The sequence below is a fragment of the Pedococcus sp. P2_E5 genome (assembly GCF_056403895.1).
The window spans coordinates 51,956-70,580 of record NZ_JBFUEP010000007.1 but is presented as its reverse complement, the minus strand read 5'-3'; the positions used below and the strand labels follow the sequence as shown (position 1 = coordinate 70,580).

At 71.7% G+C, this 18,625-nt stretch carries 18 protein-coding genes; 12 read left to right on the top strand and 6 right to left on the bottom strand.

Annotated features, from left to right (window positions below; genetic code table 11):
* Positions 1-10: 10 nt before the first annotated feature.
* Entirely contained in the window at positions 11-1,426 is a 1,416-nt protein-coding gene (locus AC1DVZ_RS03790; RefSeq protein WP_477616849.1) for a xylulokinase, read from the top strand.
* Positions 1,427-1,543: 117 nt separating this feature from the next.
* On the opposite strand, the gene AC1DVZ_RS03785 is transcribed toward AC1DVZ_RS03790, so the two are convergent.
* Positions 1,544-2,752: an MFS transporter gene (locus tag AC1DVZ_RS03785; protein WP_477616848.1), complete on the bottom strand. Its 1,209-nt coding sequence runs from the start codon at positions 2,750-2,752 to the stop codon at positions 1,544-1,546.
* Between the two features lie 158 nt (positions 2,753-2,910).
* Here AC1DVZ_RS03785 and AC1DVZ_RS03780 point away from each other — a divergent pair, with 158 nt between their 5' ends.
* Together AC1DVZ_RS03780 and AC1DVZ_RS03775 are read left to right on the top strand one after the other, a co-directional pair.
* Positions 2,911-3,366, top strand: coding sequence for a MarR family winged helix-turn-helix transcriptional regulator (locus AC1DVZ_RS03780; RefSeq protein ID WP_477616847.1), 456 nt, complete (start codon positions 2,911-2,913; stop codon positions 3,364-3,366).
* Positions 3,367-3,403: 37 nt separating this feature from the next.
* The gene (locus AC1DVZ_RS03775; protein ID WP_477616846.1) at positions 3,404-3,892 is read left to right on the top strand and encodes a cupin domain-containing protein; all 489 of its coding nucleotides are present in this window, start codon (positions 3,404-3,406) and stop codon (positions 3,890-3,892) included.
* A gap of 71 nt (positions 3,893-3,963) precedes the next feature.
* On the opposite strand, the gene AC1DVZ_RS03770 is transcribed toward AC1DVZ_RS03775, so the two are convergent.
* A complete protein-coding gene (locus AC1DVZ_RS03770; RefSeq protein ID WP_477616845.1) occupies positions 3,964-5,475 on the bottom strand; it encodes a PucR family transcriptional regulator in 1,512 nt (503 codons plus the stop codon).
* 102 nt (positions 5,476-5,577) lie between these two features.
* Here AC1DVZ_RS03770 and AC1DVZ_RS03765 point away from each other — a divergent pair, with 102 nt between their 5' ends.
* The 5 genes from AC1DVZ_RS03765 to AC1DVZ_RS03745 all read left to right on the top strand — a co-directional run bounded on the left by AC1DVZ_RS03765 (position 5,578) and on the right by AC1DVZ_RS03745 (position 10,314).
* Positions 5,578-6,846 (top strand): NAD(P)/FAD-dependent oxidoreductase, encoded by a 1,269-nt coding sequence (locus tag AC1DVZ_RS03765; protein WP_477616844.1) that lies wholly within the window; start codon positions 5,578-5,580, stop codon positions 6,844-6,846.
* Between the two features lie 207 nt (positions 6,847-7,053).
* Complete coding sequence (locus tag AC1DVZ_RS03760; RefSeq protein ID WP_477616843.1) at positions 7,054-7,353, top strand: metal-sensitive transcriptional regulator; 300 nt, start codon at positions 7,054-7,056, stop codon at positions 7,351-7,353.
* Between the two features lie 73 nt (positions 7,354-7,426).
* Positions 7,427-7,645 (top strand): heavy-metal-associated domain-containing protein, encoded by a 219-nt coding sequence (locus tag AC1DVZ_RS03755; protein ID WP_477616842.1) that lies wholly within the window; start codon positions 7,427-7,429, stop codon positions 7,643-7,645.
* 35 nt (positions 7,646-7,680) lie between these two features.
* A complete protein-coding gene (locus AC1DVZ_RS03750) occupies positions 7,681-9,876 on the top strand; it encodes a heavy metal translocating P-type ATPase (RefSeq protein ID WP_477616872.1) in 2,196 nt (731 codons plus the stop codon).
* A 72-nt stretch (positions 9,877-9,948) separates the two neighbouring features.
* Entirely contained in the window at positions 9,949-10,314 is a 366-nt protein-coding gene (locus AC1DVZ_RS03745; protein ID WP_477616841.1) for a hypothetical protein, read from the top strand.
* Between the two features lie 8 nt (positions 10,315-10,322).
* On the opposite strand, the gene AC1DVZ_RS03740 is transcribed toward AC1DVZ_RS03745, so the two are convergent.
* Positions 10,323-11,435: a lysylphosphatidylglycerol synthase transmembrane domain-containing protein gene (locus tag AC1DVZ_RS03740; protein WP_477616840.1), complete on the bottom strand. Its 1,113-nt coding sequence runs from the start codon at positions 11,433-11,435 to the stop codon at positions 10,323-10,325.
* A gap of 140 nt (positions 11,436-11,575) precedes the next feature.
* Complete coding sequence (locus AC1DVZ_RS03735; RefSeq protein WP_477616839.1) at positions 11,576-11,926, bottom strand: UBP-type zinc finger domain-containing protein; 351 nt, start codon at positions 11,924-11,926, stop codon at positions 11,576-11,578.
* A gap of 76 nt (positions 11,927-12,002) precedes the next feature.
* On the opposite strand from AC1DVZ_RS03735, the gene AC1DVZ_RS03730 reads away from it, so the two are divergent.
* Positions 12,003-12,500: a DUF427 domain-containing protein gene (locus AC1DVZ_RS03730; protein ID WP_477616838.1), complete on the top strand. Its 498-nt coding sequence runs from the start codon at positions 12,003-12,005 to the stop codon at positions 12,498-12,500.
* 38 nt (positions 12,501-12,538) lie between these two features.
* On the opposite strand, the gene AC1DVZ_RS03725 is transcribed toward AC1DVZ_RS03730, so the two are convergent.
* Positions 12,539-13,492, bottom strand: a complete 954-nt coding sequence (locus AC1DVZ_RS03725) for a hypothetical protein (RefSeq protein WP_477616837.1) — start codon at positions 13,490-13,492, stop codon at positions 12,539-12,541.
* Between the two features lie 10 nt (positions 13,493-13,502).
* Positions 13,503-14,423: an amidohydrolase family protein gene (locus tag AC1DVZ_RS03720; RefSeq protein WP_477616836.1), complete on the bottom strand. Its 921-nt coding sequence runs from the start codon at positions 14,421-14,423 to the stop codon at positions 13,503-13,505.
* 117 nt (positions 14,424-14,540) lie between these two features.
* On the opposite strand from AC1DVZ_RS03720, the gene AC1DVZ_RS03715 reads away from it, so the two are divergent.
* The 3 genes from AC1DVZ_RS03715 (at position 14,541) to AC1DVZ_RS03705 (ending at position 18,550) form a co-directional block, all read left to right on the top strand.
* Entirely contained in the window at positions 14,541-15,011 is a 471-nt protein-coding gene (locus AC1DVZ_RS03715; protein ID WP_477616835.1) for a VOC family protein, read from the top strand.
* 227 nt (positions 15,012-15,238) lie between these two features.
* Positions 15,239-16,726 (top strand): DHA2 family efflux MFS transporter permease subunit, encoded by a 1,488-nt coding sequence (locus AC1DVZ_RS03710; RefSeq protein WP_477616834.1) that lies wholly within the window; start codon positions 15,239-15,241, stop codon positions 16,724-16,726.
* A gap of 222 nt (positions 16,727-16,948) precedes the next feature.
* Positions 16,949-18,550 (top strand): glycoside hydrolase family 13 protein, encoded by a 1,602-nt coding sequence (locus AC1DVZ_RS03705; protein ID WP_477616871.1) that lies wholly within the window; start codon positions 16,949-16,951, stop codon positions 18,548-18,550.
* Positions 18,551-18,625: the final 75 nt, after the last annotated feature.

Sequence of the window (18,625 nt, the reverse complement as noted above, 5' to 3'; positions counted from 1 at the left end):
GGAGGAATCCATGCCCGACGCCCCACGCACCCTCGTCGCCGGGGTCGACTCGTCCACGCAGTCGACCAAGGTCGTGGTCTGTGACGCCGCGACCGGCGAGATCGTGCGGACCGGCCGCGCACCGCACCCCGACGGCACGGAGGTGCACCCCGACCGCTGGTGGGAGGCCTTCGGGACGGCGACCTCAGACGGCCTGCTCGAAGGCGTGTCGGCCCTCTCGGTGGGCGGCCAGCAGCACGGCATGTGCGCGCTGGACGAGTCCGGCGAGGTGGTGCGTGACGCGCTCCTGTGGAACGACACCCGCTCGGCGCAGGCCTCGCGGGACCTGGTCGAGGAGCTGGGGGCGGCCGCCTGGGTGGAGCGCACCGGGTCGGTGCCTGTGCCGAGCTTCACCGTCACGAAGGTGCGGTGGCTGGCCGAGCACGAGCCGCAGAATGCCGCCCGCGTCGCCCAGGTGGTCCTGCCACACGACTGGCTGACCGGCCAGATCCTCAAGCAGGGCAACGCGTTCGAGGGTCACGTGACGGATCGCGGCGATGCCTCCGGCACGGGGTACTTCTCGCCGGCCGAGGGGGTCTACCTGCCCGACCTCCAGCGGCTCGCCTTCGGACGCGAGTTCGGCACGCCTCGCGTGCTCGGCCCGTGCGAGGCAGCAGGCACCACGGAGGCTGGAGTGGTCGTCGGGCCGGGCACGGGTGACAACGCCGGCGCCGCCCTGGGCCTCGGGCTGCGTCCCGGAGACGTGGTGGTGTCGCTGGGCACCAGTGGCGCCGTGTTCGCCGACTGCCCCACCCCCGTCAGGGACCCCAGTGGCGACGTGGCCGGTTTCGCGAGCGCCAGCGGTGGGCACCTGCCCCTGATGTGCACGCTCAACGCCGCCCGGGTGCTGGCGGCGRCTGCCCAGCTGCTGGGGACCGACCTGGCGGGTCTGGACCGGCTGGCGCTGGGCGCCGAGCCCGGCGCGGGCGGGCTGACCCTGCTCCCCTACCTCGACGGGGAGCGCACGCCCAACCTGCCCGAGGCCACCGGCACCCTCGGCGGGATGACTCGCGCCAACACGACACCTCAGAACCTCGCGCGGGCCGCGGTCGAGGGGATGCTGGCCAACCTCGTCGCGGGGGTGGACGACCTGCGCGACCTCGGTATCCCGGTCCAGCGGGTGCTGCTGATCGGCGGGGCCTCCGCCTCGGGAGCCGTGCGTGCGGTGGCACCCGGCCTCTTCGGTGTGCCGGTCGCCATCCCCGCGCCAGGTGAGTACGTCGGGCTCGGCGCCGCACGGCAGGCCGCCTGGGTCCTCGGCGGCGCACCGGAGCCGCCCTCGTGGGAGGTCCGGATCGAGACGACGCTGGACCCACCCGGCGACGACAGCGGCGCAACGGTCCTGGCCCGCTACGCCGACCTGCTGTCCCGCGTCCACCCCTGGTAACCCACTCACCCCGAGCTCACGCAGCAACCTTTGCCAGCAAAGGTTGCTTGTTGGCGGACACGTTGCAACCTGTCCGTCATCCAGTTTCCTTTGCTAGCAAAGGTTGCTGGATGGGGGTCAGGGGGTGGGGACCGGCGCGTATGCCGCGTGGTGCCGCGCGGCGACGTCCGCGCGGCGACGGGAGCGGCGGGCGAGGCGGTCGGCCACCAGCACGACGACCAGGGCTCCGAGGCTGAGGGCCGCGCCGTCCCAGATGGTCGAGGCGTAGCCGAGACCGGGGCTGATGGTGACCCCTCCCAGCCAGGCCCCCGCGGCGTTGCCGAGGTTGAACGCCGCGATGTTGGCGCCGCTGGCCAGGGTCGGTGCCGACCCGGCATACGTCATGATCCGCATCTGGAGCCCGGGCACCGTGGCGAACCCGAACCCACCCATGAGCACGAGCGACACCACCGCCATCACCGGCGACGCGGCGGTCAGCGCGAACACGGCCATCACCACGGTGAGGGCCGCGAGCACGAGGACGAGTGTCCGCGAGACCGAGCGGTCGGCTGCCTTGCCCCCGGCCCAGTTGCCGGCGAACAGGCCCAGGCCGAAGAGGACCAGCAGCCACGGCACGGTCGACGGGGCGAACCCGGACACCTCTGTGAGCGTGTAGGCGATGTAGGTGAAGGCGCCGAACATCCCGCCGAAACCCAGCACCGTCACGAGCAGCGAGAGCCACACCTGTGCTGACCGGAAGGCGCCCAGCTCACCGCGCAGGCCGGGGTCGTCGCGCGAGACCGGCTGTGACGGCACGAGGGTCGCCATGCCGATGAGCGCCAGCACCCCGATCACCGTGATCGCCCAGAAGGTCGCCCGCCACCCCAGCTGCTGGCCCAACAACGTGCCGAACGGAACCCCGAGGACGTTGGCGGTCGTGAGCCCGGCGAACATCATCGCGATGGCCCCGGCCCTCTTCTCCGGTGCGACGAGGTTGCCCGCGACCACGGCGCCGATGCCGAAGAACGCGCCATGGGTCAGCGCCGCGAGGATCCGGCCGAGCAGCAGCACCTCGTAGGACGGGGCGACGGCGGACACGAGGTTGCCCGCGATGAAGAGCACCATCAACGCGGTGAGGACGTGCTTGCGGTTGAACCGGGTCACCGCGGCGGTGAGGCCGATGGCGCCAACCGCGACACTCAGGGCATAGCCCGAGATCAGCCAGCCGGCTGTCGCCTCGTCGACGCGAAAGTCTGCCGCCACGTCGGGGAGCAGCCCGGCGATGACGAACTCGGTGAGTCCGATGCCGAAGCCGCCGATGGCCAGGGCGAGGAGTGCGAGGGGCATGTCGTGCCTTCCGGCGAAGTGGAGGGTGTGCGGTTTCGTGGTCGTGCGGGTTTCGAGTCGGGGATCCACGCGAGGGTATGCCGCGTGTGCAACTACCAGCGCATGCACCAAGTTAGTTGCAGGCGCGGTTTGTTGCAAATGCGGGCTATGATCGGTGCATGGGAATCGCAGACGACGCCGTCGAGATCCGCGCCCAGGGCTGGCGGACCCTCGCCGCGCTGCACGGGCTGATCGAGTCCTCCCTCGAGCGTGAGCTGACCAGCTCCCACGACCTGTCCGTCGTGGAGTTCACGGTGCTCGACGCCCTGTCGCGCCAGGACGGCTGGCACATGCGGATGTCGCAGCTGGCGAGGGCCGCAGCCCTGTCCAACAGCGCGACCACCCGTCTGGTCAACCGACTGGAGGACCGCACGCTGATCCGCCGCATCCTGTGTGCCGACGACCGGCGCGGCATCTACACCGAGCTCACCCCTGCGGGCGTCACGCTGCTCGACGCTGCCCGCCCGACCCATGACCGGGTGCTCGAGCTGGCGATCCGCCAGGCCGAGGAGACGCCCGAGCTGGCTCCCCTGGTCGACGCCCTGCACCGCCTCCCCGCCCCCGTCACCGTCTGACCTGCGGCCCCCCTGACGACGGGGCAGGATGGCTGGCATGAGTTATCCACCGCCCCTCTATGACGGCACCGCCGGCGAGGTCAGCGCGACCATCCGACTGAGCAGCGCGGCGCCAGATGTGGTCTACCCCAATGGAAACCGGGTCCACTACCTGTCGAGCGGCGACTCGACCGGGCGGCTCTTCGGCCTCTACCGCTGGGAGTTCGCGGGCCCGCCGAGCGGTCCGGACTCGCACTTCCACAAGACCATCGCCGAGTCGTTCTACATCCTGTCCGGCGAGGTCAGCATCTTCGACGGAGCCCGCTGGAACGTCACCCGCGCGGGCGACTACGCGCACGTCCCTCCCGGTGGGCTGCACGGCTTCCGGAACGAGTCAGGACCGGCGTCGATGCTGCTGCACTTCGCTCCCGGCGCACCGCGGGAGGCCTACTTCGAGGGACTGGCCCGCGTCGCCGCCGGCGAGACGATGACCGAGCAGGAGCGCGACGAGTTCATGCGGTACCACGACAACTACTGGGTGGACTGACGACGCCGACGCGGAGGCAACGCAGCGAAGCGAGGCCCGCAGCGTCAAGGAGTCAGGCCCGCAAGCGTGGACTAACCCGACGCCGCCGCGATCTGCAGGCGGACCGCGAGGCGCACGGTCGCGTCGTCGAGGTCGAGGCCCGCGAGGTCGGCGATGCGGGACATCCGGTAGYGCATCGTGTTGGGGTGCACGTGGATCGAGTGCGCGGCGCGCGTGGGAGCGCCCGGGTGGTCCAGCCAGGCGGCGAGCGTCCGCAGGTAGTCGCTGTGGTGCTCGGCGTCGTGGTCCCGCAACACCTCGAGCGGCCCCAGCGGGTCGCCGACCAGCGTGCTCGCTGCACGCGCGATGGTCACCTCCGCCCACACCTCCTCGTGGGTGGCGACCGCAACAGCCGGGCCCACCACGCGGTCGGTCTCCTGCGCCTCGCCTCGCGAGCGCTCCAGCTCCCCCGGCCCGTATGCCGTGCGGCCGGCCCGCGCCGTCAGCGGCACCGCCTCGTCGCGCGCCTGGGCGACCACGGAGCCCAGCCAGACCCAGGTGCCCGGCGACTCGTCCTCGGCAGCCCGCACGACGGCATACACCCGGCCGTCGAGGTCGGCGAGCAGCGGCTGGTTCCACGCGTGGCGACGGCAGACGGACTCCCAGAGGTCGAGCAGCCGGACGGGGTCGCCCTCGCCGCCGAGGGCGACGACGCGCCACGGGCCGGGGGGCAGCCAGTCCTCCGCGCCGGCGACGTTTCCGGAGAGGACCCCACGCAGGCGGTCCGCCGCGACGCGACGCGAGAGGTCGGCCTGCGCGCGCAGCCGCAGCAGGTGCAGTGCGACGACCGAGGAGGTCTGGACCAGCTCGCTGACGAGGGCGGCGGGCGGGCGCTCCTCCACCACCGCCCAGATGGAACCCAGCCACTCACCGCCCGCGCGCACGGGGATGACCAGTCGAGGCTTGGTGCCTCCGGAGGCCGGGACGTAGACCGGCTCCGCCGACCGGGCCAACCGGCGGAAGACTCCTTGGGCGCGCAGGGTCGCGAGCACCTCGTCCGGCACACGCCGGCCCACGATGGTCGACACCCGGGCGGGGTCGGCGAGGTCCTGGCGCGAGGAGTAGGCGAGCACCCGCGACTGGGCGTCCTCGATCGTGACGGGGGCGTCGACGAGCGCGGCGGCCGCGTCGGCGAGGGCGAACAGGTCGTCCTGCACGGGGGCGTCGTCGCGCCGCCCCGGTCCGACTGCCGCCCGGTCGATGACGCCACGCAGCAGCCAGACGAGGTGGGCCCAGGACGCCTGCTCCGCCAGCTCAACCAGGGCGATCCCGCTGCGCCGGGCCCGGTCGCGGACCGTGCGCCTCCGGGCGATGCTCCGTCGCAGCACCACCCCTCCGGCGCCGGCCGAGGCAGCGCGGCGCACGAGGTCGGCCGCGGCCTCGGCCGACTCCACGCCCACTCCCAGCACCAGGTCACCCGGCTGACCCACGATCCCCTGACCCGGTTCGGCGATGGTGAGGTCGTCGACCTCGGCCCCGTCATGCTCCACACCGAGGGCGAGGAGGCCACCGAGGGTGGCCACGAGGTCGGTGACGGCGAGCACCCCTCCAGCATCGCGCGGCTTGTGTTCGGAACACAAGTAGTGAGGTGAGATTCATGCCGCCGGGACAAGGCGGCGTACCCGGTGCACTGTCACGCTCGATGCATGGCTCCCATCACCGCAGCAGGTCTCCCCGTCCCCCAGCGCGTCGCCGTCGTCGGCGCCGGCATGGTCGGTCTGTCGACCGCCTGGTTCCTCCAGGAGCACGGTGTGGAGGTGACCGTCCTCGACCGCGAGGGTGTCGCCGCGGGTTCGTCGTGGGGCAACGCCGGGTGGCTGACGCCGGGAATCGCGACCCCGCTGCCGGAGCCGGCTGTCCTCAAGTACGGCCTGCGCGCCGTGCTGTCGCCGTCCTCGCCGGTCTACGTGCCGCCGAGCGCCGACCCCAAGTTCCTCAAGTTCGTCACCGGGTTCACCAAGAACTCGACGATGAAGCAGTGGAAGAAGGCCATGGGCTCGCTGGTGCCCGTCAACGATCTGTCGCTGGAGAGCTTCGACCTGCTGCGCGACGGTGGCGTCCAGGCCGAGACCCGTGAGGCGAAGTCGTTCCTCGCGTCCTACCGCACCGAGGCCGAGCGGGTGACGCTGCTCGAGGAGATCGAGCACATCCACGCCGCGGGCCAGGACATCGAGTTCGACGCCCTCACCGGCGACCAGGCCCGGGCCATCGAGCCGAGCCTGTCCGACGAGATCGGCGCGGCCATCCTGCTCAAGGGCCAGCGGTTCATCGACCCGGGCACCTACGTCCACGCGCTGGCCGACTCGGTCAAGGCGCGCGGCGGCAAGATCATGGACGCCGCGACCGTGGCCGACATCCGCGACACCGGCACCGGCGTCGTCGTCACCACGGTCGAGGGCTCGGTCGAGGAGTTCGATGCCGCGGTGCTCGCGACCGGCGCCTGGCTCGGCAAGCTCGCGCGTCAGTTCGGCGTCAAGAACGTCGTCCAGGCCGGCCGCGGGTACTCGTTCTCCGTCGCGATCGACCACGTGCCGAACGGCCCGGTCTACTTCCCGGCCCAGCGCGTCGCCTGCACGCCCATCGGTGACCGCCTGCGCGTCGCCGGGATGATGGAGTTCCGCAAGCCCGAGGCCGCGCTCGACCAGCGCCGCATCCAGGCCATCGCCGACGCCGCCCGCCCGCTGCTGCGCGGCGCCGACCTCGACAACCGCCAGGACGAGTGGGTCGGTTCGCGTCCCTGCACCGTCGACGGCCTGCCGCTCATCGGCGCCACCAAGTCGCCGCGCGTGTTCGCCGCGGGTGGCCACGGCATGTGGGGCATCACCCTCGGCCCGGTCACCGGTCGCCTCCTCGCCGAGACCATGGTCACCGGCAAGCAGGTCGAGCAGCTCAAGCCGTTCGACCCGATGCGCTGACCCTCACCTCACCCACCAACGCACTTCACGCACCACCCCACCTCACGCACACCCCCACTTCTGGCCACGGGTGTGGCACGGCGACGGGATCTCCCGCCGTCCGTGCCACCACAGTGGCCAGAAGTCGTTGGCGGGGTTGACGGGGTTGACGGGGTTGACGGGGTTGACGGGGTTGACTGGATACCATAGGGGGGTATGGTGTGTGGCATGAGTGAGAGCGAAACGCACCACGGCTACCACGACCAGAAGGACAGCCACCTCAAGCGGTTGCGGCGCATCGAGGGCCAGGTCCGCGGGTTGCAGCGCATGGTCGAGGAGGACAAGTACTGCATCGACATCCTCACCCAGGTGGCCGCGGCGACCAAGGCCCTGCAGTCGTTCTCGCTCGAGCTGCTGGAGGAACACCTCGGGCACTGTGTCGTCGACGCCGCTCGCAAGGGTGGTCCCGAGGCGCAGGAGAAGGTGCGCGAGGCCTCCGACGCGATCGCCCGGCTCGTCCGGTCCTGACCGCGCCCGCCCCGGGCACCTCCCCGTTTCGAACCCCGCCGCCGAACCCCACCGCCACCGCAAGGAGCACCCCATGAGCACCCAGAACTTCGCCGTCGACGGCATGACCTGCGGCCACTGCGCGAGCGCGGTGACCGAAGAGCTCAAGGCCCTCGACGGCGTCAGCGACGTCCGCGTCGCCCTCGTGGCCGGCGGCACCTCTGCCGTCACCGTGGACGCGACGCGCGAGCTCACCCCGGCTGAGGTGGCGGCTGCCCTCGACGAGGCAGGCAACTACAGCCTCGTGCCGTGAGCGCCCCCACCAGCGTCGAGCTCGTCATCGGTGGCATGACGTGCGCCTCCTGCGCCACCCGGATCGAGAAGAAGCTCAACAAGATCGAGGGCGTCACCGCGACGGTCAACTACGCCACCGAGAAGGCCAGGGTGACCTTTGCCGAAAGCGTCACGACCGACGACCTCCTGGAGACCGTCGAACGCACCGGCTACACGGCCACGCTGCCCGTCGCAGAGCCCGACCGGGCCGCAAGCACGGAGCCGGACCCCACGGCGGCGCTGCGCCACCGGTTGCTGGTCTCCGTCGCCCTGGCACTCCCCGTCGTCGCGATGGCGATGGTCCCCGCGTGGCAGTTCCGCTACTGGCAGTGGGCTTCGCTCACACTGGCCGCACCGGTCGTCTTCTGGGGAGGCTGGCAGTTCCACCGCGCGGCCTGGACCAACCTGCGCCACGGTCAGTCGACCATGGACACCCTGATCTCGGTCGGCACGCTGGCCGCCTTCGGCTGGTCCGTCTACGCCCTGTTCTTCGGCACGGCCGGCACCCCCGGCATGACCCACGCCTTCCGGTTCACCCTCGAGCGCAGCGACGGTGCCGACACGATCTACCTCGAAGCCGCGGCGGGGGTGACCGCCTTCCTGCTGGCCGGGCGCTACGCCGAGGCCCGCGCCAAGCGAGCGTCGGGCGCAGCGCTGCGAGCGTTGCTGCAGCTGGGCGCCAAGGACGTCGCGGTCCTCCGAGGCGACGGCGACGACACCCGCGAGGAACGCCTCCCCGTCGACCAGCTGGCCGTGGGCATGCGCTTCGTCGTGCGCCCCGGCGAGAAGATCGCGGCCGACGGCACCATCGAGCAGGGCACCTCGGCCGTCGACGCCTCGATGGTCACCGGCGAGTCGGTGCCGGCAGAGGTGGGCCCTGGCGACCCCGTCGTCGGCGCGACCGTCAACGCCGGCGGCCGCCTCGTCGTGCGCGCGACCCGGGTCGGCGCGGACACCCAGCTCGCCCAGATGGCCCGGCTCGTGGAGGACGCCCAGAACGGCAAGGCCGATGTGCAGCGCCTCGCCGACCGTGTCTCCGGGATCTTCGTGCCCGTCGTCATCGCCCTGTCCGCCGGCACCCTCGTCGCCTGGGTTGCCATCGGCGGTGGCTGGACCGCCGCCTTCACCGCGGCGGTCGCGGTGCTGATCATCGCCTGCCCGTGCGCCCTGGGCCTCGCGACCCCGACGGCGCTCATGGTCGGCACGGGGCGCGGCGCCCAGCTCGGCCTGCTCATCCGGGGACCCGAGGTCCTCGAGTCCACCCGTCGCGTCGACACCGTCGTGCTCGACAAGACCGGCACCGTCACCACGGGTCGGATGGCGCTGACCGACGTGGTGCCCGCCGACGGCCAGGTCGCGGCGGAAGTCCTGCGCCTGTCCGGGGCGCTCGAGGACGCCTCCGAGCACCCCGTCGCCCGCGCCATCGCCGTCGCCGCGCACGAGGCAGGCAGGGTTCCCGCCGTGGAGGGTTTCACCAGCACCGAGGGCCTCGGCGTCCACGGCACCGTCGAGGGCCACGCCGTCGTGGTGGGCCGGCCGCGTCTGCTGGCCGACTGGTCGGTGCCCGTCCCCGCCGACCTCGGGTATGCCGTGAGCTCGGCTCAGCAGCGCGGCGGCACTGCCGTGGTGGTCGCCTGGGACGGCGTCGCCCGGGGGGTCCTCGTCGTCGCCGACACCGTCAAGGACAGCTCGGCCCAGGCCGTCCGCGAGCTGAAGGCGCTGGGCCTGCACCCGATCCTGCTCACTGGTGACAACGAAGCCGCCGCACGCGAGATCGCGGGCCAGGTCGGCATACAGGACGTCGTCGCGGACGTGCTGCCCCAGGACAAGGTCGACGTCGTGAAACGCCTTCAGGCCCATGGGAAGACGGTCGCCATGGTCGGCGACGGGGTCAACGATGCCGCAGCCCTCGCCCAGGCCGATCTCGGCCTGGCCATGGGCACGGGGAGCGACGTGGCCATCGAGGCGAGCGACCTGACGCTCGTGCGCGGCGACCTCCGGTCGGCCCCCGACGCGATCCGGCTGGCCAGGCGGACGCTGGGCATCATCAAGGGCAACCTGTTCTGGGCCTTCGCCTACAACGTCGCCGCGATCCCGCTCGCTGCGCTCGGCCTGCTCAGTCCGATGATCGCCGGTGCCGCCATGGCGCTGTCCTCGGTGTTCGTCGTGACCAACAGCCTGCGCCTGCGCGGGTTCCAGCCCACTCCCTGAGGCCGTCGGCGCGCGCGGAGTAACCTTTGCTAGCAAAGGTTCCTCGGGAGGGAGGGGTGGCAGGATCGGGGGGTGAGCGCCGACCTGCGTGCCCTGCTGAGGTCCGCCCTCCTGCCCGCGATGCGTGCGGGTGACGCGGACACGGTCGCCGTCGTGCGCTCGGCCCTGGCTGCCATCGCGAACGCGGAGGCCGTGCCGGCCCCCTCCGCGTCCCCGGTCGGGGAGGGACCAGTCGCCGGAGCCGCGATCGGGGTCGGCTCCACGGAGGCACTCCGTCGCGAGCTCACGCCCGAGGAGGTGCGCGAGGTCGTGGAGCGGGAGAGGCTGGACCGCGTGCACGCGGCGGAGGAGTCAGAGGCCGGCGGGCTCGGGGAGTATGCCGCGCGGCTGCGGACCCAGGCCGCCGTCCTCGCCTTCATCCTCGACAGAACCGCCTGACTGCGTGGTCAGGCAGTGAGGGCCACGTCTCGGCGGCGCAGCGACCAGGCCAGCATCGACAGCCCGCCCACCGGGATCTCCATGCCGAAGATGAACGCCCGGTAGAGCAGTACGCCCGCGGCGGCAATGGCTGGTTCGCCGTGGAAGGCCACCAGCGCCCCGGTCATCCCCAGCTCGACGATGCCGGTCGCACCGGGTGTGATCGCCACCATGGTCAGGATGCGTTCGACGGCGAAGGCTGCCCCGACGACGGCTGGGTGCACGTCGGCCCCGACCACGCGCAGACAGGCCCACAGCAGCACGGCCTGCAGCGCGGCATACGCGAGCTTGGCACCGACCATCCGGCCCCAGCCGGCGGCCACCAGCCCGGCACTCTCGCGGCGGAACGACGCCGCCCGCTCGGCATACCCCTCGTCGGCGACGGGAAGGAACCGCACCCGCGCGACCACGCGGTCGGCGAGGCGGCCCAGCCAGCGCACGGCACGGTCGTCGCGCGCAACCAGCCACACGGCGGCGACGCTGCCGGTGAGCAGACCCAGCCCGATGTAGGCGGCGGTGCTGACACTGCTGGACACCTCGACGCCGGCCACACCGAGCCAGCAGAGCGCCAGACCGGGCAGGACGAACTTGAGCAGGGTGTCGACGAGGTTGGTCAGGACGGCCCACCGGGCGAAGGCCGGTGACTCGAAGCCCCACGACCGCGCCATCCGCCAGTTGGCCACCGTGCCCGCGGCGCCGCCGAGGGGCAGCAGGTTGGAGACGAAGGAGCCGGTGAGGTTGAGCATGAGGGCCCGTCGGTGCGACAACCCGGGCATGGCGGCGGTCAGGGCCGGGGTGTGCACCCACAGCCCTGCGATCCACAGCAGTGCGAGGACGGCCAGCTGCCCGATCGACAGGCCCTTGAGCGCGGTGGCGATGTCGACCCACTCGGCACCGGCCACCTTGGGCAGGGCGAGCGCCACGATGCCGGTGGCGAGGGCCCCGGAGACGAGCAGCTTGGCGGCCCCCCTCCCGCCGCGACCGCCCCCCGGGGCGCGGCGGGCGACCCGGACCCGCGCGGTCAACGGCCGCAGTGGTGCGGTCAGTGCCGTCGGCGGGAGCAGCTCGGTGTGGAGGGCCATGCCTGAAACCGTCCCTTGAACGGGCCACCCACCACATCAGGCAAGGTACCTAGATGACCCCCGGAACCTGACTAGTCATCTCAGGGTCGACCCTGAGCCGGCTGACCCCCTCGGGACGACATAGCAGCGCCCCGGACAGCCTAGTGGATGTGCTGTTGCCAGTCGGCGGGAACCGCGCCCGCAGGGCCGGGAGTCGGCTGGTCCAGAGGGTGGTGCAGCGGCTCGGCCAGCTGCGGGCCCACGAACCCCCTGCCCTCACCGAAGTCCCAGAACCAGTCCTCCCCCGGCTCGAACGACCGGATCACGGGGTGGCCCGTCTCCTCGTAGTGGTGCGACGCATGCTGGCTCGGGGAGGTGTCACAGCAGCCGATGTGGCCGCACAGCGCACAGCGGCGCAGGTGGACCCACCACCCTTGTGCTGCAAGGCATTCCACGCATCCGTCGCCGCTCGGGCCGACCTGCGGGTCGATGCCCGTCCGCTGCTGTGCCATCAGCCACCTCCGTCCGCCCAAGGTACCTGCGCAGGACCGGCGCCGCTCCCTCGAGCGCGGGGCCTACCGTGAGGCCATGGCACGACCCACCCCTGAACCCACGTCGTCCGGCCAGGAGTCGGTCTGGGACTACCCGAGGCCGCCTCGCGTCGAGTCCAGCGCGGAGGCCGTCGAGGTGTGGCTCGGTGGCGTGCGGATCGCGCGGACGACGGCGTCGTGGCGCGTCCTGGAGACCAGCCACCCCCCGACCTACTACCTGCCACGCGACGCCTTCGCCGACGGTGCGCTCCGCCCGACCGAGGGAGCGTCATGGTGCGAGTGGAAGGGTCAGGCGTCCTACGTCGACCTGGTCGCAGGCGGCGTGGTCGCCCCGCGCGCCGCGTGGTTCTACCCACGGCCGACACCGGGCTTCGCCGTGATCACGGACGCCGTGGCGGTGATGCCGGGGCAGGTGGACCGGTGCGTCGTGGACGGCGAGGTCGTCCGCCCCCAGGCCGGAGGCTTCTACGGCGGGTGGATCACCGACCGCGTCGTCGGCCCGTTCAAGGGCGGACCCGGCACCCACGGGTGGTGACGGGGCGCGTCCACTGAGGACCGGTGGTCGCCTCGTCGTCAGTCGCGCCCCCGCGCGTCGTCCAGTGCCTGCTGAGCGGTATGCCGCGTGGCCTCGGCCTGCTTGCGCGCCCGGACCGCGTCGGTGACCGCCTCCAGCGCGCGTTCGTCGGCCTCCCGGGCCTTGGTGAGCTGGCGCTCGACGACGGCCAGCCGCTCCCGCGTGTCCTCCGCCCGTTGGCGTGCCGCGTCGACGGCTGCCTGTGCGTCGGCGAGCTGGCGCTCGGCCAGGGTCAGCGCCTCCTCGAGGTCCTCGGCGGACGGAGCCTCGGCGCCGTCGCCGCCACTGCGGGCGTCGCCGTCCTCGCCGTCCTGCCAGTCCTGTCCCGAGCCGTCGGTGGAGTCGGCGTCACCGGCGCCCGGACCCCGGCCACGAACCCGAGCCCGTCCCTGTCCCTGACCCTGACCGCGACCCCCCGGGAGGATGGTCAGGATCGCTCCCCCCGCCGTGCGCGCCACGGCCTCGGCGAGGTCGACCWCGCCGAACCCGCTGTAGGACAAGGCCCGCGTGAGCTGCCCGGACGTCACGGCGGCGGAAGCGCGCTCGTCGGCGAGTGCGGCGATTGCCGTCGCGCGGACGTCCTGCTGGGCGGCCGCGCTGAGGCTGCGGCCCGACCCGCCCACGGCCTCGGAGGCGGCGCGGACGAAGGAGTCCACGGCGGCGTCTCGATCACCGCGCATGGCCGTGAGGGACCCCGTGTCCATGCGCGACTGCGCGGCCCGCATCTGCACGCCGAGGTCGGTCAGTGCCGACACCACGTCCGGAGCCGTGCGCGCCGTGAGGTTGACCGCCCAGGCCGCGAGGCTGGGCTTGCGGAGCTTGCCGATCTCGGCCGCCGCCTCGGCCTCGCCGGCCGCCTTGGCGGCGGCGACCAGCGCGGACCTCGCAGCCATGAACTCGTCGGGCGCGGCGGCATACAGGCTCTGCATGGCGGTGGCGAGGTGATCGCTCACCGGTGTCTCGTCAGGCAACCTGGCCCTCCAGTCCCAGCAAGCGGGCACCGTTGTGCCACAACACCTTTCGCATCCACTCGTCACCCAGCCCAAGACGGTGAAGGGCCTCGATCTGGTGGGCGTACGGATAGGGGATGTTGGGGAAGTCCGTGCCCAGCACCACGCGGTCACCGAGGGCCGCGAGCCGCTCGACGTAGGCCGCGGTCAGCGGCGCGAACTGGTTGCTGAAGTCGGTGCCGGCCATCGTCGTGTCGAGGTGCATGCGCGGGAAGGTCTCGGCCAGGTCCGCGAACGCGTCGTACTCGTCCATGCCGAGGTGCGCGATGACCAGGGTCAGCTCGGGGTGCCGGTCGAGGACCGCCGCCACCGCCTTGGGGCCCGTGTAGGCGCCCTCCTTGGGGGCCGACCCGGCATGCAGCACGACCGGCGCACCGGCCCGCTCCAGCGCGTCCCAGGCCGGGTCGAGCAAGGGGTCCTCAGGGCTGTAGCCGCCCACCTGGACGTGCATCTTGAACAGCCGTGCGCCCGACTCCAGCGACCGTTCCACCTGCTCCCCGACCCCTGGCTCGGGGAAGAGCGTGGCGCAGTGGACGGCGCCGTCGACCCGGGCGGCGAAGTCGGCGCACCAGTCGTTGAGCCAGGCCGCCATGCCGGCCTTGTGCGGGTAGACCAGCGCCGGGATGGCCCGGACACCGAGCGCACGGAGGGTCTCGAGTCGCGTCGCCTCGTCGTCGCGGTAGTGGATCGGCCACGGCTGGCCGTAGTTGCGCTCGGCCTCGTCGAAGTAGGCCCACACCTTGGCGAGCATCGGCTCGGGCAGGAAGTGCACGTGGATGTCGGCCAGACCGGGCACCCCGAGCGCCTGCCAGTAGGCCGGGACGTCCGCGTCGGCGCGCGGTGCGGTGAGCAGCGACGGAGGTGACGGGGTCACGGTGGCGACGCTACGGCATACCCGCCGATGAGTTTGCGCGCCGGCGGCGGTCAACACGGGTAGGACGCGGGCCACCACCCGCACCACCGAGCCGACCCACCACGAAAGGAGCACGTCATGCCACGCCAGTACGTCTGCCTGTGGTTCGACCGACAGGCCCAGGACGCCGCGGAGTTCTACACGTCGGTGTTCCCCAGCTCGACCATCGGAACGATCGCCCGCTATCCCGAGGGAAGCGGTGAGCGCGCCGGCGAGGTGCTGACGGTGGGCTTCGAGCTCGACGGGGTGCCGTACGTGGCGCTCAACGGCGGGCCGCAGTTCACCTTCGACGAGGCGGTCTCGATCACGATCGACTGCAAGGACCAGGCCGAGATCGACCGGTACTGGGAGGCCCTCACGGCCGACGGCGGGCAGGAGGGTCCCTGCGGCTGGCTGAAGGACAGGTTCGGCCTGTCCTGGCAGGTCGTCCCCGAGAACTGGGACGAGATCGCGAGCGGCGACCCCGACCGCGCCGCCAAGGTCTTCGCCGCGATGATGACGATGCACAAGCTCGACATCGCCGCTCTCGAGGCCGCCGGCAACGCCTGACCACGGGGTCGGCAACGCCTGACCAGGGGGTTGGCAACGCCTGACCACGGGGTTGGCAACGCCTGACCACTCGGCCGGCGACACCTGACCGGCCCTCCCACCTGCAGCGATGCCGCACCCGCCGAAAAGGGCGTGTGGGCTGTCGGTCCGCAGGTCTAGGATTTTTACTGCGTCACGCACCGTCGCGGGGGGCGCGACGACTCATACCTTTTCCGAGAGGACTCCTTGTGTCTGCACCTGCCACGACACCCGTGGTCTACCCCGAGAAGATCGATGCCGCCGTCCTGAAGGTCGCTGGCGTCGTCGTCCTCGGGGCCATCATGTCGATCCTCGACATCACCGTCGTCAACGTCGCGCTGCGCACCTTCCAGACGGCCTTCGGCGGCGAGCCGCTCGCCTACTCGACCGTCGCCTGGACGGTCACCGGCTACACGCTCGCCCTCGCCACGGTCATCCCGTTGTCGGGCTGGGCGGCCGACCGCTTCGGCACCAAGCGTCTCTACATGCTGGCGATCCTGCTGTTCACCCTCGGCTCGGTCCTGTGCGCCGCGGCCACGTCGATCGGCATGTTGATCGGCTTCCGGGTCCTGCAGGGTCTCGGCGGCGGCATGCTGATGCCGCTCGGCATGACGATCATGACCCGCGCCGCCGGCCCCGCCCGGATGGGCCGCCTGATGGCCAYCCTCGGCGTGCCGATGCTGCTCGGCCCGATCTTCGGCCCCATCCTCGGTGGCTGGCTGATCGACCACTTCAGCTGGCACTACATCTTCCTGATCAATGCGCCGATCGGGCTCGTCGCCCTCGTCTACGCCCAGTTCGCACTGGCCAAGGACAACCCGCAGCCCTCCGAGTCGTTCGACTTCGTCGGCATGCTCATGATGAGCCCCGGCCTCGCCCTGTTCCTCTACGGCGTCTCGTCGATCCCGGGCCAGGGCGGCATCGGCCACGCCAAGGTGCTCGTCCCGGGCTTCGTCGGCCTGGCGCTGATGGTCGCGTTCGTCCTCTACAGCTTCCGGCCCAAGCACCCGCTGCTCGACCTGCGACTGTTCAAGAACCGCAACCTCACCGTCTCTGTCATCACGATGTTCATCTTCGCGGCGTCGTTCTTCGGCGGGCTGCTGCTCGTGCCCCAGTTCCTCCAGCAGGTGCAGGGTGAGACGCCGCTCAACGCGGGCTGGCTGGTCGCACCGCAGGGCGTCGGCGCCATGCTCACCATGCCGATCGCCGGCACCTTGGTGGACAAGTTCCCCGTGGGGCGGATCGTGCCCTTCGGACTGGTGCTCATCATCGGGGGCATGTTCGCCCTGACCCAGATCGAGGCCGACTCCTCGCACTGGGGCTTCATCATCCCGGTGCTGTTCGTCATGGGGCTGGGTATGGGCGGCACGATGATGCCCATCTTCACCACCGCCCTGAAGACGCTCACCCACCACGAGGTGGCCCGTGGGTCGACCCTGCTCAACATCACCCAGCAGATCGCGAGCTCTGTCGGCGTCGCCCTGTTCTCGGTGGTCCTGACCAACGCCCTCAAGGACAACCCGCCGTCCAGCCCGGCGCAGGCACCGGTCGCGGCTGCGGGCGCGTTCGCCCACACCTACTGGTGGGCCGCGATCCTGGTGAGCCTGACCCTCATCCCGGCGTACTTCCTGCCACGCAAGCAGGAGAAGTCGCACCTGCTCGACGACCAGGGAGTGCCGCCTGTGGTGGTCCACTGACGTGGACCTCACGGCCCTCGTCCGCAGGGTCATCGACATCCAGCGCATCGGCGTCCGACCCACCGGGTTGGGCGCCGATGCGCATGCCGGCGCCATTCTCTTGGCGTCTGGCCAGGTCGGAACAGCCCTGCTGGACTTGCCCTGTCGGAAGGGGCTCCGAGCCACTAGGTTCAGCGTGTGGCCGTCGACCCCGACCCGTCGCCCTGGTGGCGCTCCGCTGTCATGTACCAGGTGTACCCGCGCAGTTTCGCCGACGGGAACGGCGACGGTGAGGGCGACCTGCAGGGCCTGCGGGCCAAGCTTCCCTACCTCGCCGAGCTCGGTGTCGACGGGCTCTGGATCTCGCCGTGGTTTCCCTCGCCGATGGCTGACGGCGGCTACGACGTCAGCGACTTCCGCGGCATACACCCGATGTTCGGGTTCCTGGAGGACGCGGACGCGGTGCTGAGCGAGGCGCGGGCGCTGGGCCTACGGGTCATCATCGACCTCGTCCCCAACCACACCTCCGACCAGCACCCGTGGTTCCTCGCAGCGCTGGCTGCTGGGCCGGGGTCGTCGGAGCGCGCGCGCTACTTCTTCCGCGACGGCCGCGGAGACGACGGCGACGAGCCCCCGAACAACTGGATCAGCGCGTTCGGCGGCCCGGCCTGGACGCGGATCGTGGAGGCGGACGGTTCGCCCGGGCAGTGGTACCTGCACCTGTTCGCCCCCGAGCAGCCCGACCTCGACTGGAGCAACCAGGAGGTGCTGGCCGACTTCGACGACGTGCTGCGGTTCTGGTTCGACCGCGGCGTCGACGGCCTGCGGATCGACGCGGCGCCGGCCATGTCCAAGAAGGCGGGGCTCCCCGACGCCGACTACGGCGGGGTGCTGCAGTTCCGCACCGTCGACTGGGACGACAACCCGCACTGGGACGTCGACACGGTGCACGACATCTTCCGTCGCTGGCGAGCCATCGCCGACACCTACGACGGCGACCGGGCGTTCGTGGCCGAGGCCGTCGTCAGCACCCCGGAGCGGCTGGCCAACTACCTGCGGCCCGACGAGATGCACACCGCGTTCAACTTTCCCTACCTCAAGGGGCCGTGGGAGGCAGGGCCGCTGCGCGAGGTCATCGACGCGACCCTGTCGTCGTTCGCGCCGATCGGGGTGCCCTCGACCTGGGTGCTGACCAGCCATGACGAGATCCGCCCCGTCACCCGCTACGGCCGGCCGACCACCAGCTCGTACTTCATCAGCGACGGGGAGGGCGAGGTCTCCGACCTGGCGCTGGGGACGCGACGTGCGCGAGCAGCCGCGATGCTCATGCTCGCGCTCCCCGGAGGTGCGTACATCTACCAGGGCGAGGAGCTCGGGCTACCCAACGTCGACGACCTGCCCGACGAGGTGCTGCAGGACCCGATGTTCCTGCGCAGCGGCGGGGTGATGCGCGGGCGCGACGGCTGCCGGGTGCCGCTGCCGTGGAGCGGGCAGGAGCCGCCGTTCGGCTTCTCCCCCGACGGCGTCACGCCCTGGCTGCCGCAGCCGCAGTCGTGGAGCGCCCTCACCGTCGAGGCCCAGGACGGCGACCCCGCGTCGATGCTGGCGCTCTACCGCGAGGCGTTGCGGCTGCGCCGCGAGACCGATGGCTTGTCTGCCGCGGGGCTGGCGTGGCGCGAATCCCCACGCGACGTCCTCGACTTCGACCGCGGCGGGGCGCTGCGCTGCGTGGCCAACCTGTCGGGGACGCCCGTCGAGCTGCCCGTGGACCAGGTGTTGCTGTCGAGCATCCCGCTCGAGGACGGCCTGCTTCCCACCGACGCGACCGCCTGGCTCCGCCCCTAGGCCGACTTCTGGCCACTGGTCACGCGGGAGCGTCCGTGTCGAGCGTGCTCATGCGACACCAGTGGCCAGAAGTCG